The following is a 16,149-nucleotide window of genomic DNA, read 5'->3' as shown; positions in this document are numbered from 1 at the left end:
TTTCTTTATATTCTATAGATTCCGCTTCTAACAGGGTATCTATAGAATATAAAGGAAGGTGATCTTATGATTAAGAACAAAGGTATTACTGCTATTATAATCTCCATGATTATTTTTGCAGGGATGGCTCTTTATGGAATGTTTTTTCTTCCGGGAGATGATGCTTTAGGATTTGGACTTCTCTTTTTATACATCCTTTTCCCCCTAATCTGCCTTATCAGTGGATTTTTTGTAGGGAAGTATCTGGAGAAAGTTAAATATCTATATCCCTTTATAACGGCAATAGCCTTCGTCATTGTAACGACTTTAGTGTTCAATTTCGATATCAACACAACGATTCTATTTCTAGCTTTTCTACCGGCTTTAATCGGTGTTCTGATCGGCTATAAAACGAAAGCTCATATTTGATTATGAGCTTTTTTTATTTGCTATAGTTTTAATAAGAAAGGCTTATGCACCTTTTCGATGATTTTCTGATTTAAATTAAACCGAGAATATCATTTTAATTCATAATTTCTAATTTATTTTTTGCTATCTTTGTTAAATACAAATTTAGAAGCTTGGTATTGCGGGTAGGCTTTTTACCTGCCTAGAAAATAATTTTTCAGATACACCTCCATGAATTACCTCGCTCTTAAAAACGAAAAATGTTTTACAAAAAAGCATTAAAGAAAAGACAAGCGGAACGTTAACTGTAATGTTAAACATTCCACTTAATATTTTTAAAGATTATCAGTGATTAAGAAAATAATTTAGCAGCTGCTGCACTCTCTTAGCTTTTCATGGATATAAAAATCAACTCCTAAAACACAGCTTTATAATTAATTATATAAAGTCTTTCTTATCTCCGGCAACTTTCCTGCAAAGAAGGATTATTGCAATAAGAACAACAGCTCCTACTAACGTCAACCCGACTTTTTCATCACCTGTATAAAATGAATAGTTAATGTAAAATCGCCGAAATAATAAACTTTGATTCGATGGTACAAACATATCCCAAATCACTAAATAAAGAATCACAATCCAACTGAAAAAATAATTGTCAAAAATCAAATAAACTAAATCAAATAAGAATAAGCCTATCAATAATATCAAAAAAAAGGATACCACTGTGTAAAACAGAACGGACATAAACTGCCCTTGGAATACAAATTGATTTAGACTAAAAAAGAAACTATTTGTATTCTGCCAATTTATAAGAGATTGATCAAATATACTTATCAGTCCTGTAACAACTACATACTCTATCGTAAAAACGAAGCTGAGAATTCCCCCTATTCTAATTCTATCTTTTGTAATCTGGGTTCTGCTTTTAAAGCGTACTATTCTATCTTTGAGATTGATATAGCGATTCAACCACATATAGAACAGTAAAGGAATCGGCAATAAAAATACTCCATTTTTAAAAGGCTCATATCCTAGGATTAAACGATCCGCAAAAGAAACCGCACCTTCGGCAGAGTTACTTAAGTAAAGATTAATGAGAAGAATAGCAGCCCCTTGAAGTCCTAAAAACAAAAAGATAACCTTAAAATGTTTTGAACTTATTGTCTCCATTAAAAGTCTTCCTTTCTTTTCCATCTAATATAGATAGGAGCGATGGATATTGTTAGGATTATAAGGGAATAGACAAAAACAATATATATATTCATATGTCCTAAAGTAGGGAAAAGCTGATTAGACATCCCCCAATTCGTTTTACCAACAATACTAAACATTAAGTCAAAAAATCTCCATAGAATAAAAGGACCAATCACAGCAGCCAAACTTTTATTCACTAATACGCTAAAAGTCATTCCTAACGTAGCATAAAGCCCTGAAAACGTTGAGATCACAAAAATATATAATCCCATATATAAAAAGGGCTTATTGTAAAACAAATCAAATATCCATTTTTCTCGATCAAATAATACTTCTGTAGTCATCGATTCAAGAATTGGTGTTAATGGAACGGAATACGTTAGATGCAAATATACATTGGATAATAACGGTATCATTGCAATTAAAAACCCAGCTAGAAAAATGGTTAGCCACTTTGACCTATAGTACTTGCCAGAATCCACTCGAGTCAGAACATTTTTTACCTGTCCTAGTTTCCGGTCTTTATAATAAGTTGTACTATAGGCAAAGGAACTAATTAACGGCAAAAGAGCTAGAAAGAGAAACATATACATGGAATTCAGCTCTCCGCCGATCCAACTTGTAAACAGCGAAGAGGGCTGCATCATAAAACCAAATCCATATTCCCTAATCCAATCACCATAACCATCTCCAAGTAATAAACCATACGAAATATATTGTCCTATGCAAATTATATACATAATCAATAGTGAAATCCAAAAACTTTTTGTGAGTAGCATTCTCTTTATTTCTATTTTAAAATATCTCATCTTAAGCCTCTAATATAATTTCATCCGGATATACTGGGGATAGTAGCCTACCGTTAAAGTATAGTCTTTGTTTTTAATATTCTTCCACATCTCATCCGGAACATTCCATTTTCCTACAGGTACTGCCAAATAATCGATTCTTTTTTCACCATTTTCAATCCGTCGATATCCCCTTGGCCAAACAGCTGTAAGTTTACCCTCTTCGTTCTTTTTTATATCTTGAAATACATAGCCCACCATATTATTATATCCCTCAGTCTTAAAGACAGCGTTTTTTAATGGTGTACCTTCCATATAGTATCCTTCATCTACAGACATTTCCGCTTTAACAATTACCCCAAACATATTTGGATCTTTTCCGCGAGAATCTTCTGTCAATGAAAAGTAGTCCTCTTGAGAAAGGATCTTTGTATCTAAAATACGCACTTTTACCCCAGGCATAATTTCTGCTGATTCCCCTTTGGGGACAATAATATCTTCCCTGGGAGGATACTTGCTCTGGAAAAGAAGGATTCGATAACCGATAATCAGAAAAAGAGCTACAGCAATCACAACTATTATTTTAATAAATCGAAATTTCCTTTTCATCAGAAACAATTCTCCCTTCTTTCATAAAAATGATTTCATCCGAAAGATAATCTAATTCTTCCCGGTCATGAGAAGCGATAATGATTAAGGCTCCTTCCTGCTTTCTTTGAAGGATCAATTCCAATAATTTTTTTGCTGCTTGTTCATCGAGAGCATTCAGCGGTTCATCTAGTAAGATAAGATTCGGCCTTTCCATAAAAGCCATGCAAAGACCTAGCTTTTGCTTCATTCCTAGCGAATATTTCTTAACGCTTCTTTGATCTTCAGGATCTAAATCAAAATACGTCATTATCTCATGAATCTCTTTATCTCCGATTTTCTTTTTTATATCCGCAATATATTTTAGATTATCAAACCCGCTGAATTCTTCGATATAACCTGGACCTTCTATTAATATTCCCACATCTTCCGGAAAAGAGTAATCTTTCCCGAGCGACCTTCCATTTATCTTAATTTCACCTTCATCTAATAAAATAAGACCGCACAAACTTCTCAAGAGCATCGTTTTTCCTGCTCCATTTTTCCCTCTTAATCCATATACTCTTTGACTGTAAAACTCTAAGTTCACATGATCCAACACTCGTTTTTCTTTGAAATTTTTCACAATATTCTTTACTGTAACTTCCATCATTTTTCTCCTTGAGAACATCCCTTTTCGAATAAAGTTTATACGATATCCTTCGATTTCATAAACATTAATCCTAATATATAAACTATAGCAAAAACCACAATACCTGTTATCATTCCTATCCTTGGTTCTATACCATATTGCTGCTGCAAAGTTCTTCCTATCATTAAATAATTCGGCAAAAAAATTGGATTCGAGATAAAAAAAGCTCCGACATAATAAGCCGTTATCACCGCAAAAGCCCCTGCTCCATTCACAATAATATATAAAACCCACATGATTAAACTCAAAAGAATCGAGGTCATCATAGATACCATAAATGCTAAGAAAAGAGACAAGGCTGAACGTTGAACCTCGAATGGGACTTTGCTTAATAAATAATCCATTTCATAATGATCCCCCAAAAACGGAATTTTAAAAATCCCGCAAAGAAGAACTATCCAAAAAAGTATTAATACAATATAAGAAAGATTCAAAAAAACAATCTTTTTTATTTGATTGTTGTAAAACTTATTTCTGTCTTCCCGTATTAGAAACTGTTCAATCCTATTATGGGTGAAGTCAATATTTAAGAGAATTCGGTATAAAAGAAAGATCTGTATTCCAAACCAATACCATGGAAAATCCATAAAAAAAGAGGTTCCCTTGTCAAAATAAGGAACCCCATTAAAAAAGTAGATGAATACATTACTAAATACTAATTGAGAATTTCCCGCAAAATAGTATAGTTGCCCAAAGATAAGTATTATCAATAAACTCATCCCTAAATAACCGTATTTTTCTCTTGAAATCCACTTATTCATTTGCTTCCTCTTTAATATCTAATTCTACAAATCTAGGAATATCTTCTTTTTCATTCAAGTCGCTTCTTAAATCTACAGCTCCATAATATTTGCTCTCCTTGTTTAAAGAGTCCTCTTTTATAATAGAATAAACATTTGCCATTTTTGTCTCTTGATAATCCAAAGACACGAAATAAACATGGGGATTGAAGAGATCCTTGCCCATAACTCCGTATGTTAATGACAGACGGTTTGAATCATCCGGGTTTATTTTTGGTTCTGAAAAAATATCCATACCCGTCTGAAACTCGGTGAAAGCTCTTGGATGATCTTTTGTTGTTTTATTTGTTGCTTCGATTTGAGTATATACATATGTATATCCTTCTCCTAATGTACCATCATCCTCTACTGGAATTTCAGGTCTTTCCATTTGGAGCCATTCTTTTATATCCTCTTTTCCTCTCCATTCCTTAGAGAGTTCTGAAGGATATACAATTATTTTCATGATTTCATTTTCAATCGGCTGTTGAACTTGATATATAGTATCATCTTTCGTCGCCAACTCTTCCTCACTATTTTCTTTATTCTGAGAAAAATTATTATAAAGAAGAACCGCGAGCGGTATCCCTAATAAAATTAATAATATCGCAACTTTTTTCTTCATTAAAACCTCCATAATGGTAAAAAGGAGCCTACATCCTTATCTTACAATTTCATTCTTTTTAATCTTCCTATAACAAGCCGGAAGCTTGATATCCTTGATAATTATTCGGGCTATAGAGACCCTCAATATACCAGACACTTCCAGATGGACCTTTTTCTAAACGAGGCACTGGTCTTTTTCCTACTTTAACTGTATTATACCCTAAACCTTCACGATTATAAGGTACATTAAATTTTTTGAAAGTACTTCTAAGAACCCCAGCTCCCCCGTTATATTCTCGGATAGAATCTAAATAGAAATTATTTTGTTTCACATTTTTAATATAAGCACTACTCATATTTGATTTTCTAATATCATAACGAGCTGCTAAGGAATTGATCGTTGCCTGAGATTCGTAAGATTTGAAATTATAGCTGAATCCTCGATCACTTGTATTCGCAAAAGTTTGAGTTGCCGGTAATAAAGTAATACATAAACTAAGCACTGCGATTGCAATAAATTTTTTCATACTCTATCTCCTTCGATAAATTTAACAGGTAGGCTCCTAATTATTTTATTATATATATATATATATATATTGTCAAGTTAAAGTTCATTTCATCTTGACGAACTCTTTTTAATCTAATTTATATACTAAATTTATACTATACATAACTGTATATAGTATAAAATTTATTGAAGTTACAAAAGTAATCATTATTACAATCTCAAAATATATCTAACTGGTCTTATCAGAGGAATTTTTGTAGAAAAATATCTAGCGAAAGTGAAATACATCCATCCCATTATTACATCCATAGCCTTCGTCATTGTAACGACTTTAGTGTTCAATTTCGATATCAACACAACGATTCTTTACTTAGCTTTTCTCCCCGCTTTGATCGGTGTTATATTCGGCTATAAAGTAAAAGCTCATATTTGATTATGGGCTTTTTTTATTTGCCATAGTTTTGATAAGAAAAGCCTATGCTCTTTTCCGATGATTTTCTAAGTCGTATAGACCATGAAACGCAGCCAAGAATCCCTGAATCCGATTCTGTATAAAAAAAACATGCTTCTTACCCTTCGATATTTATTTCAAATACCACAAAAATAATCTTGTTCTTACACTAAGCAGAAAAATGATTCTCTTTATCATTTTTCCTCCACAACTCCACTCTCTCCCTCTTTCACTCTCCACTCTTTCTTTTAAGCTCTCCCTCTTTCTTTAATGCCTTCCCGAATCGGGTATATATATTTATATGATTAAAAATAAAGAGGTGGAAAACATGTTAGGTGAGAATATTAAAAAACTCGGTTTTGGTTTAATGCGTTTTAAGACAATAGATGGTGAATTTGATTTAGAGATGATTAAGGGAATGGTGGATCGTTTTATAGAGGAAGGGTTTACCTATTTTGATACAGCTTGGGGCTATGACAACGGCTATTCTGAAGTTATCGCCCGAAAAACTATTGTGGAAAGATATCCTAGAGAGTCCTTTTTACTGGCTACAAAACTTCCCGCCTACATAGCCGATTCCAAAGAAGAAGCAGAAGAGATGTTCTATACCTCTTTAGATCGTACTCAAGCAGGCTATTTCGATTATTATCTTCTTCATAATCTTGGAGGCAAACGTACAGAAGTCTTCGACCGTTATGATATTTGGAACTTTTTAAAAAAGAAAAAAGAAGAAGGATTCATTAAAAACCTGGGCTTTTCTTTCCATGACAAAGCAGAGGTTCTGGATGAGATTCTTACAAATCATCCGGATATGGACTTCGTTCAGCTTCAGCTAAACTATATCGACTGGGAAGATCCTACTATCGAATCCCGTAAATGCTATGAAGTCGCTTTAAAGCACAATATGCCCATTGTTATCATGGAGCCTGTAAAGGGCGGCACACTATCGAATCTCCCTGAAGAAGCGGCGGCGATTTTTAAAAAAGCAGATAGAGAAAGCTCTGTCTCTTCTTGGGCGATCCGTTTTGCAGCTTCTTTAAAGAATGTAATAACCGTTCTAAGCGGCATGAGCTATCCGGAACAGATGGAAGATAATCTAAAGACATTAAGAGATTTTAAAGAGATTTCTGACGAGGAAAGAAATACAATAGACCAGGTTGTCGAAGTACTTCTAAAAAACCCCCGTATCCCTTGTACGGACTGCAAATATTGTGTAGAAGGCTGTCCGGAAGACATTCCGATTCCCGATGTACTCTCGGCTCTGAATCGGGAGATTACCTTCCAGAACAAGTCCTCAGCAAAATCAAGCTATGATTTTAATACAGAAGGCAAAGGAAAAGCATCTGACTGTATCGAATGCGGACACTGCGAAAATGTCTGTCCTCAGAAAATCGAAATCATCCACTGGATGGACCAAGCTTCTGAAAAATACGATTCTTAATGGAGGTCGAATGAAGATATTAATCACAGGAGCCTGCGGCAATATTGGAAAATATATCACAGGCCCTTTATCAAAAAAACACGAAATCATCGCCGCTGATATCAATGAAGAAGGCTTTGAATTTTTCAAAGAAGAAAATTTGGACTTTAAAATACTCGATATCCGAAACCCTCAAGCCTGCAATGAAATCATCCGAGATGTGGATGTTGTAATTCATCTAGCAGGGGAAGCTCTTCCAGATGCCGATTTCCAAACCTTAGAAGAGCTGAATATCGAAGGAACAAAAAATGTTCTTTCCGCCTGTTCGAAACACGGCATTAAGCGCTTTATATATGCATCCAGCATCCATGCTGTAAGCGGATACCCTTCGGATAAACAAATCGAAGTCGACGACCCCGTTCGTCCAGGTGATCTCTATGGGGTATCGAAGTGTTTCAACGAAGCCCTCTGCTCTTATTTTGCTTATCATAAGGGCATGGAATGCATCGCCATACGAATCGGGTCTTATAACGCGTTCACGGACGAGGAAGAAAACCTGAATTTGGAAACATTATCGATCTTTATCAGTCCGAGAGATATGTTAAGTCTTATCGAAGCTTCTATTGAGGTTCAAATGAAAGAACCTTTCTATATCCTTCATGGAGTATCGGACAATACCTATAAACACTTGTCTTTGCACCGAACAAAAGAGCTGGTGGACTATCAACCGGAAGACAATTCCTTTATAATAGCAGGAGTATCGGATATATAATCCGAAAAAGGAGAGATTATGAAATTTAAAAGTATTTATATTACGAAAAACGATCTACAGTATTCCATACTGGATCAAAAAGGCAGCAGCTACCGTTCTTCCTATAATCAGGAAAAATATCTGCCCCTTATCTCTATGGATATCTACGGATCTTCAAAGGATGTTGTAAAAAACAATTCGGTAGCGAAACAAAAAGAATATTTAGATCAGTATAATATGAGAATCGGATCAATAAGAGGTGCGGTCTTCTTATTAAATGAATACGATCAGGACGGGGGACATCCTGCCCACCTTTGCCAGATGGCAAGTGCAGACTATCAGCAGATTTATAATATTTTAGGACGGGAAGGCTATATTATCGATAAGGAAAGAAAGCTTTATCGGAATTTCTTCTATATCCATGAGTTTTCATTGGAAATGCAGCTGGAAGACGAGGAATTAAGGGAGCTTTTCGCTACGTTAAGCGACGTTATCTTAGAGCTTTATCATATTCGAGTGCGAAACTTCTGCTATCTCGTTCCCCCTATCGACGATTATTACCAGTTTATCGCCCGAATGCCCCAAGGAGCAGAACTTACAGAGAACCCAGATGAACCCTATCCTGAAGAATTTATGAAAAAAGAATCCTACGACTTTATGACAAGGCTAGGTTTTATGGAAATCGGAAAAACAAAGTTAATGGTCGCACAGTTATAGGTGATAGAATGAAACACAGTGCAGGAATTCTACTCTATCGAAAAAGAAAAAATATAGAATACTTTTTAACCCATCCCGGCGGTCCTTACTGGAGCCATAAAGACTTAGGTTCCTGGTCCATACCGAAAGGACTCTTAGAATCAGGAGAGAGCCCCTTGGAAGCCGCCCTTCGAGAGTTTCATGAAGAAACGGGATTTCAAGCCTTGGGAAACCTTCTCGAGTTGGGTTCTGTAAAGCCCCATTCCAACAGAATTATAACAGCATACGCCTTGGAAATGGATCTTGATCCAGAAAAAGTCGTCTGCAACAGCTGTATTATCGAATGGCCCCCTAAATCTGGCAAAAAGATGGAAATTGTAGAAAACGACAAAGCAGAATGGTTCGATTATTCGAAAGCCCTTGAGAAAATATTCAAAAGCCAAAGAGAATTTCTGTTTCGTTTGCAGAATATTTTAAACTCTTCGCCTCTTTAAAGCGGCGATAAAATTCCTTGTATATTTTCTCAATTATGTTAAGATATAAAAAAGCGATTATTGAAGAAGAGTAGGAAAGCCATCCCTCTACAGAGAGCTTCCAAAAGCTGGAAGGAAGCGTGCGGACCTTTTTGAATACCCTTCATAGCATCCCCTCGAACGCAAAGACCAGTAGACGGGGACGGACTCAACCGTTACCTTGGAAAGCTTTAGCTTGAGATGCCGTATTTTCGGCAATAGAGGTGGTACCGCGTGAATCACGCCCTCTGCAGAACTTCTGCAGAGGGCTTTACTATTTTTCGGAGCTTTATTTCACACTGTTTTATAAGGGAAAGGGAAAAAAGTGTGGAGTGTGAAAGAGGGGAGAGGGGAGTTGTGGAAGAAAATAGTTTATGTTCAGTTTCAGAGTCTGAGGTGGTTTGGTGCCCTATATTCAAAATAAACACGTCCCTATATCTCCACTCTCCCACTCTTTACTAAGCTCTTTATACAGCGCCTCAATCATTTACATAGAAAGGAATTATTATGGTTATAACTGATTTTCTTGAACGAAATGCAAAATTTTATCCCGATGACACCGCTTTAGTTGAAGTCAACCCGGAAAACCAGCCGGAACACGGGGTCACTTGGAGAGAATATAACTTAATCGAACAGACAATAAAAGAACCTTACCGCCGGGAAATGACTTGGCAGGAGTTCGACCAGAAAGCAAATCGATTTGCTAATTTTCTTTTAACTCGAAATGTAAAGAAAGGCGATAAGATTGCAATCCTTTTAATGAACCAGCTGGAGTGGCTGCCCATCTATTTTGGTATTTTAAAAACCGGAGCTTTAGCCGTTCCTTTGAACTACCGCTATACAGCTTCCGAAATCAAATACTGCGCCGAATTAGCAGAAGTCAATACCATTATTTTCGGACCGGAGTTCACAGGCCGAATCGAAGAGATCTTCGGCTCTTTAAAAAATGTGAAGGACTTTTATTATGTAGGAGAAGAAGTGCCTACCTTCGCCGATCCCTTCAATCATATGGTAAACTACTGTTCTTCAAGAGCTCCCGCTATCGAGCTTCAAGAAGAAGATAGTGCTGCAATCTACTTTTCTTCTGGAACCACCGGTTTTCCAAAGGCGATCCTTCATAATCACCAGTCCCTGATGACTGCCGTTCTAGCAGAACAGAACCATCACTCTCAGAAAAAAGATGATGTGTTTCTTTGTATCCCTCCTCTCTATCACACAGGAGCTAAAATGCACTGGTTTGGATCTTTAATGTCCGGCGGAAAGGCCGTTCTTTTACGGGGAGTCAGTCCCGAATGGATTTTCGAAACCATTTCGAAAGAACATGTAACCATCGTCTGGCTGCTTGTTCCCTGGGCCCAGGATATACTAGATGCCATCGACAGAGGGGATCTTCCTCTTGACCAGTACTGTCTAGATCAGCTTCGCTTGATGCATATCGGAGCTCAGCCTGTTCCTCCAAGCCTTATCGACCGCTGGATGGAGATATTCCCTCATCATCAGTACGATACAAACTACGGTCTAAGCGAATCCATAGGACCGGGCTGTGTTCATTTAGGAGTAGAAAACATTCATAAAGTAGGGGCTATCGGTAAAGCAGGATACTTATGGGAAACAAAAATCGTCGACGAAAAAGGCGAAGAATGCAAAGCAGAGGAAGTAGGGGAGCTTCTTGTAAAAGGACCGGGCCTTATGACCTGCTATTACAACAATGAAGAAGCGACGAAGGAATCGTTAAAGGATGGCTGGCTTTACACAGGAGATGTGGCAAAGATGGACGAAGACGGTTTTATCTATCTGGTAGACCGAAAAAAAGACGTGATCATCTCCGGAGGAGAAAATATCTATCCTGTTCAGATCGAAGACTTTCTCCGTGCTCATTCGGCTATTAAGGATGTAGCCGTTATCGGGATCCCCGATGAAAGATTAGGAGAAATTTCAGCAGCTATCATCGAATTTAAAGAAGGAGCTTCCTCTTCCGAAAAAGAAATCGAAGAATTCTGCGAAGATCTTCCAAGATATAAAAGACCGAGACGAATTATATTCGATACGATTCCTAGAAACCCTACAGGTAAAATCGAAAAACCTGCCCTTCGCAAAAAATACTGCGGCGAAAGGCTTGTTGAGGCTCAAACAAAAAAATAACAATTCTTGACAAAACTTAGCTATTGGATTAGGATTTAAGGGAAACCGATGAGAAAGAATAGTATAAGACAAAGAAACTTACAGCGAGCCATAGCAGGTGGGAGTATGGCAAGGGGACTGTCTTAGAATGGGCTTTCGAGGGTGAAGCGAAAGGAAACGAGTAGTATTCAACGGGATTCTCACCCGTTATCAAGAGACGAAAAACAATTTTTTCGGCGAAGTGTGCGTAAGCAAATTTGGGTGGTACCGCAGAAGTGTAAGACTTTTGTCCCTTTCAGGGATAAGAGTCTTTTTTTATACACTTTCCGGATAAAAAATTATTCAAGGAGAGAAAAAATGAAAAAAATCAAGTATCTAGTATTACTATTGGCAATGACAATCTTTGCCTCAAGCTGCTCTTCCGGCGGAGCAGACAGCACAGGAACATCAAACACAGAAAACAAGAACTATAAAATAGGAATTTCTCAGTTCGCTCAGCATGGTTCCTTAGACAACTGCCGAGAAGGCTTTATCAAAGGTCTTGCTGAAAGCGGCATTGTGGAAGGAGAAAACTTAACAGTCGACTATCAAAACGCAGAAGCTGCTACAGCAAACGCCAACACCATTGCTCAAAACTTTGTAGGCAATAAAGTAGACTTAATCGCAGCTATCGCTACACCTTCCGCGATGAGCGCCTTTAATGCTGCTTTAGATACAGAAATCCCTCTTGTCTACACAGCCATCACAGACCCTGTTGCAGCACAGCTTGCTACAGAAGATGGAAAATCAACAGGAAATGTAACAGGAACAAGCGACATTCTTCCTGTAGAAGAACAATTAAAGCTTATGAGAGAAATGCTTCCAGAAGCAAAAACCATCGGGATTCTTTATACTACAAGCGAAGCAAACTCTGTTTCGATGATCAAACTTTATGAAGAGCTTGCACCGAAATACGATTTTACTCTAGTTACAGAAGGTGTTTCTGCAACAGCCGATATTCCTCTTGCAGCAGACAGTATCTTAGAAAAAGTAGATGTTCTTACAAATCTAACAGACAACACTGTAGTCAGCTCTTTGCCCCTTATTTTAGACAAAGCAAATGCGAAAAACATCCCTGTATTTGGTTCAGAAATTGAGCAGGTTAAAATCGGCTGCTTAGCTGCCAAAGGAATCGACTATGATCAGTTGGGAGTTCAAACAGGAAAAATGGCTGCTAAAATCCTAAAAGGCGAAGCAAAAGCTTCTGAAATTCCTTTCGAAGCGATCGAATCTCCGCTAACCTATGTCAATACAGCAGCTGGATCAAACTTAGGAATCGAAATCCCACAAACTGTGCTCGACCAGGCTACTGAAAGCTTTGATACTATCGAGTCGAAATAAAAGGGGACTGCTATGACAATATTATTAGGAATTCTAGAACAGGGTCTCATCTACGGGATCCTTGCTCTAGGTCTCTATATCACGTACACCATTCTTAATTTTCCGGATTTGACTGTAGACGGAAGCTTCCCTTTAGGAGCTTCCGTTGCTGTCGCTTTGATTGCAAAAGGAATGAACCCTCTTCTCGCTCTGGCTGCCGCTTTTTTAGCAGGAGTACTCGCCGGAACGATCACCGGTCTCATCCATGTAAAACTAGGAGTTCGAAACCTCTTGTCCGGAATTATCGTAATGACAGGACTTTATACTATAAATTTATGGATAGCAGGACAGGCAAATGTACCGATTTTTGCTAATGATACGATTTTCAACAACAACTTTACTAGAACCTTCCTTCCTGAAAGTTTCGCTCCCTTTACGAAGATTATCGTCATTATATTCTTTGCCTTTCTAATGAAATTTTTATTAGACGGCTATCTTATGACAAAATCAGGCTATCTTTTAAAAGCCAGCGGAGACAACGAAATCCTTGTAAAAACCATGGCCAAAAACCCTGGAGCTTTAAAAATCATAGGTCTTGCTATCGCAAACGGCCTTGTTGCCTTAGCCGGCGGAATCCTTATGCAGCATCAAAGATTTTTCGAAATCTCCATGGGAACAGGAAGTATGGTTATCGGACTTGCCAGTGTTATTATCGGCATGAAACTATTCCAAAAATTTGGTTTCCTAAAACCTACTACTAAAGTTTTATTCGGATCCGTCATTTACAACGCTATCGTGGCTGCTGCCATCGCCATCGGTTTGTCTGCACAATCCATGAAGCTGATCACAGCTGTATTATTCTTAGCCGTATTAGTCTTCAGCCAAGAAAGCCCATTTGGAAAGAAGGTGCGAAATGCTTGAGTTAAAAAACATTCGCAAAGTCTATAATGAAAACACCATAAATGAAAAAATCCTCTTTCAGGATTTTAATTTCCAAGTAGAAAAAGGAGAATTTGTCTCCATCGTAGGATCAAACGGCTCTGGAAAAACTTCCCTTTTGAATATTATCTGCGGAAGCATTCCCATCGAAGGGGGAACAATTCTCTTAGACGGAAATCCCATCGAGAAGCTTGCCGAATACAAACGCTACGAAAATATCGGAAGAGTCTTCCAAGATCCTTCTGTTGGAACCAGCCCTTCCATGACCCTTTTAGAAAACCTGTCTATGGCAGAAAACAAAGGAAAATCTTGGAATCTGACAAGAGCTGTCAATAAAGACAGGATAGATTATTATAAATCCCTGCTGATCCCCCTAGGACTTCATCTAGAAGATCAGCTGGAGACTCCTGTCGGAAGACTTTCCGGAGGACAAAGACAAGCCATCTCCCTTCTTATGAGCACCATGACGGATGTAGACTATCTGATCCTCGACGAACATACAGCAGCTCTCGATCCGAAAACAGCTGCTGTTATTATGGATCTGACGGAAAAAATCGTAAAAGAAAAAGGCTTAACCGCCATTATGGTCACCCACAATCTCCGCCATGCCATACGCTACGGAAACCGTCTCGTAATGATGCATGAAGGCGAGGCGATTATGGATATTAAAAATGAAGAAAAAGAACAAATCGAAGTAGACCATCTGTTAAACAAATTCTACGAGATCTCTATAGAATACGGGAACTAGGCAGGATTGCTTCGCAACCTAGGCGGCACTCCTAGCGGAGGCCAGGCGACCACCTTCGGTTGTCAGGCTGGATCGCTCCGCGACCTAGAAACAAAAAGAAATAAGACTTAGCTACATTGTGAAAATCAAAAAAGCTGCAGCGAAATGCTGCAGTTTTTTTATGCTTGATATCTATTAAGATAGCTCTAAGAAAAACTGCTTAGGATAGGAATCATAAACAGTCCATTGCTAAAAGTTGTTAGAAAATGAGTTAAAAACGTAAGTTTTGTTTCTGTTAAGTAAATGCTAAACAGAAGGCTGGCATACAATAAAGCGCCAAGGGCAACAAGATAACCCCTTTTCTTAGACTTATATTCGTGAATATTCGAAACTGCTGCCGATACAATAACTCCCACTATCGCCGTCCTAGAAAAAACCTCCGTATAGAGCATCTGCAAAAACAAATTATACAAAAAACAAAGTACCCCGGTACAAAGCAGCATTATAAAAACATTCATAAACCCAAATTTTAATTTAAAATCCAGATCTCTCCACATCCTCTTCTCCCTTCCCTTACTAAGCTGCATCGATTTCTTTCATTATATCTTTTATATCTATATAGCTACCCACAAAAAAAAGGGAAGCACCCTTCCCCTTTTTGTAAGATATATTCAATATAAACAGTTTCATCTGCGGCAGGATCAAGAGGGATAATAGTTTTACTTAAAACGACTTAATGGATAGTATCGCTATAGTTTCCTATTCTATGGAAAGATTTTTCCATACTTGATATTAATACATTTCATCAGTGTTTTATTAAAATATCGTAAAGATAATTCTGTCCCTATCCTATGAAGAAAAATGAATGCCGTTTTCGTTTTTCAACGATAACTCCACTCTTCCCTCTATCACACTACACACTTTTTTTTATGGTTCTACAGCCCTCTTAAATCCTTCATAACATCGCTCATCAAAACTTCCTTATGAAAATCTTTTACATTAACGATATTATCGAAGAGGAGTTTTAACTCTTCTCGGTAGAGTCCGCCGTCTAGAACCAGCATCTGGTTTTCGATGGATTCTTTATCCAGTCCTGCCAGCTTTTCAAGATTTCCGGAGATTAGATACTCTCCTTCGGGAAGCAGCAGAAAATCATAATCTCCTACTTTTGATATATAGCATTTGTCTAAATTATAGGTATCTGGGCGGTTTTTCAAAGAAGCGATCACCGCTACCAGCACATCCACTTTTGCCTGATCGTAATAATCAGACAGCACGTTGCCTTTCTCTTTTTCCGGCATAATCGTTTCTTCTAGATTATACCAGTCCATTAATCCTCGAATGGTCTGATCTGACACCAAGGACAGAAACTGGCGGTCTGGAGAAATATATTTCCCTTCGATTAAATCTTCTACCGTAACTCCTAAAGCTTTTGCCAAAGCTTCCAAGGTATCTCTATCTGGATATTCTAAAGAATATTCTTCGCTTTCATAAAATTCTATAACAGTCTGGGTCTTGCCGATGGCTTTGGCAAGTTCCGTAGTACTTATATTTCTTTCTTCTCTTATATTTCTTAAATTTTCAGAAAAACTCATGCTATCACTCCCTCCCTACTATTATAAGGCAAAACCT

Annotated in this window: 18 protein-coding genes and 2 other annotated features; of the genes, 9 read left to right on the top strand and 9 right to left on the bottom strand. The window is 37.5% G+C overall.

Features of this window, described 5'->3' with window-relative positions; genetic code table 11:
* Positions 1–66: 66 nt before the first annotated feature.
* The gene (locus ACTQ46_RS04060; RefSeq protein ID WP_441747634.1) at positions 67–408 is read left to right on the top strand and encodes a hypothetical protein; all 342 of its coding nucleotides are present in this window, start codon (positions 67–69) and stop codon (positions 406–408) included.
* A gap of 417 nt (positions 409–825) precedes the next feature.
* Here the strand turns inward: ACTQ46_RS04060 and ACTQ46_RS04055 are convergent, their stop codons facing one another.
* From ACTQ46_RS04055 to ACTQ46_RS04025, 7 genes are all read right to left on the bottom strand, one after another.
* A complete protein-coding gene (locus ACTQ46_RS04055; RefSeq protein WP_441747632.1) occupies positions 826–1,557 on the bottom strand; it encodes a hypothetical protein in 732 nt (243 codons plus the stop codon).
* Positions 1,557–2,390: a hypothetical protein gene (locus ACTQ46_RS04050; RefSeq protein ID WP_441747630.1), complete on the bottom strand. Its 834-nt coding sequence runs from the start codon at positions 2,388–2,390 to the stop codon at positions 1,557–1,559. The genes ACTQ46_RS04055 and ACTQ46_RS04050 overlap by 1 nt, the downstream gene beginning before the upstream one ends.
* 9 nt (positions 2,391–2,399) lie before the next feature.
* Entirely contained in the window at positions 2,400–2,978 is a 579-nt protein-coding gene (locus ACTQ46_RS04045) for a hypothetical protein (RefSeq protein WP_441747629.1), read from the bottom strand.
* The gene (locus ACTQ46_RS04040) at positions 2,953–3,606 is read right to left on the bottom strand and encodes an ABC transporter ATP-binding protein (RefSeq protein ID WP_441747627.1); all 654 of its coding nucleotides are present in this window, start codon (positions 3,604–3,606) and stop codon (positions 2,953–2,955) included. Before ACTQ46_RS04040 ends, ACTQ46_RS04045 begins: the two co-directional genes overlap by 26 nt.
* 38 nt (positions 3,607–3,644) lie before the next feature.
* Complete coding sequence (locus ACTQ46_RS04035) at positions 3,645–4,409, bottom strand: hypothetical protein (protein WP_441747626.1); 765 nt, start codon at positions 4,407–4,409, stop codon at positions 3,645–3,647.
* Positions 4,402–5,052: a hypothetical protein gene (locus tag ACTQ46_RS04030; protein ID WP_441747624.1), complete on the bottom strand. Its 651-nt coding sequence runs from the start codon at positions 5,050–5,052 to the stop codon at positions 4,402–4,404. The genes ACTQ46_RS04035 and ACTQ46_RS04030 overlap by 8 nt, the downstream gene beginning before the upstream one ends.
* A 67-nt stretch (positions 5,053–5,119) precedes the next feature.
* On the bottom strand, positions 5,120–5,560 hold the full coding sequence (locus ACTQ46_RS04025; RefSeq protein WP_441747623.1) for a hypothetical protein: 441 nt from the start codon (positions 5,558–5,560) through the stop codon (positions 5,120–5,122).
* A gap of 760 nt (positions 5,561–6,320) precedes the next feature.
* Here ACTQ46_RS04025 and ACTQ46_RS04020 point away from each other — a divergent pair.
* The 8 genes from ACTQ46_RS04020 to ACTQ46_RS03985 all read left to right on the top strand — a co-directional run bounded on the left by ACTQ46_RS04020 (position 6,321) and on the right by ACTQ46_RS03985 (position 14,538).
* Positions 6,321–7,433: an aldo/keto reductase gene (locus ACTQ46_RS04020; RefSeq protein ID WP_441747621.1), complete on the top strand. Its 1,113-nt coding sequence runs from the start codon at positions 6,321–6,323 to the stop codon at positions 7,431–7,433.
* Between the two features lie 10 nt (positions 7,434–7,443).
* The gene (locus ACTQ46_RS04015; protein WP_441747619.1) at positions 7,444–8,184 is read left to right on the top strand and encodes an NAD-dependent epimerase/dehydratase family protein; all 741 of its coding nucleotides are present in this window, start codon (positions 7,444–7,446) and stop codon (positions 8,182–8,184) included.
* An 18-nt stretch (positions 8,185–8,202) separates the two neighbouring features.
* Complete coding sequence (locus ACTQ46_RS04010; RefSeq protein ID WP_441747618.1) at positions 8,203–8,880, top strand: hypothetical protein; 678 nt, start codon at positions 8,203–8,205, stop codon at positions 8,878–8,880.
* Between the two features lie 8 nt (positions 8,881–8,888).
* Positions 8,889–9,353, top strand: coding sequence for an NUDIX domain-containing protein (locus ACTQ46_RS04005; RefSeq protein WP_441747616.1), 465 nt, complete (start codon positions 8,889–8,891; stop codon positions 9,351–9,353).
* 47 nt (positions 9,354–9,400) lie between these two features.
* Positions 9,401–9,623 (top strand) — a binding site (T-box leader).
* A gap of 255 nt (positions 9,624–9,878) precedes the next feature.
* Complete coding sequence (locus ACTQ46_RS04000) at positions 9,879–11,513, top strand: class I adenylate-forming enzyme family protein (protein WP_441747615.1); 1,635 nt, start codon at positions 9,879–9,881, stop codon at positions 11,511–11,513.
* A 39-nt stretch (positions 11,514–11,552) separates the two neighbouring features.
* Positions 11,553–11,789 (top strand) — a binding site (T-box leader).
* A gap of 60 nt (positions 11,790–11,849) precedes the next feature.
* Positions 11,850–12,872, top strand: a complete 1,023-nt coding sequence (locus tag ACTQ46_RS03995) for an ABC transporter substrate-binding protein (RefSeq protein WP_441747613.1) — start codon at positions 11,850–11,852, stop codon at positions 12,870–12,872.
* Positions 12,873–12,884: 12 nt separating this feature from the next.
* A complete protein-coding gene (locus ACTQ46_RS03990) occupies positions 12,885–13,772 on the top strand; it encodes an ABC transporter permease (protein ID WP_441747612.1) in 888 nt (295 codons plus the stop codon).
* A complete protein-coding gene (locus ACTQ46_RS03985; RefSeq protein WP_441747610.1) occupies positions 13,765–14,538 on the top strand; it encodes an ABC transporter ATP-binding protein in 774 nt (257 codons plus the stop codon). The genes ACTQ46_RS03990 and ACTQ46_RS03985 overlap by 8 nt, the downstream gene beginning before the upstream one ends.
* Positions 14,539–14,723: 185 nt before the next feature.
* Here ACTQ46_RS03985 and ACTQ46_RS03980 read toward each other — a convergent pair whose 3' ends face one another.
* Positions 14,724–15,074, bottom strand: a complete 351-nt coding sequence (locus tag ACTQ46_RS03980) for a hypothetical protein (RefSeq protein ID WP_441747609.1) — start codon at positions 15,072–15,074, stop codon at positions 14,724–14,726.
* Between the two features lie 378 nt (positions 15,075–15,452).
* Complete coding sequence (locus ACTQ46_RS03975; protein WP_441747608.1) at positions 15,453–16,112, bottom strand: helix-turn-helix domain-containing protein; 660 nt, start codon at positions 16,110–16,112, stop codon at positions 15,453–15,455.
* Positions 16,113–16,149: the final 37 nt, after the last annotated feature.

Source organism: Gallicola sp. Sow4_E12 (genome assembly GCF_052116305.1).
Classification (GTDB): domain Bacteria; phylum Bacillota; class Clostridia; order Tissierellales; family Peptoniphilaceae; genus JBQKLI01.
Note: the sequence above shows the minus strand (reverse complement) of the source record. Positions and strands in the feature narration are given on the sequence as shown.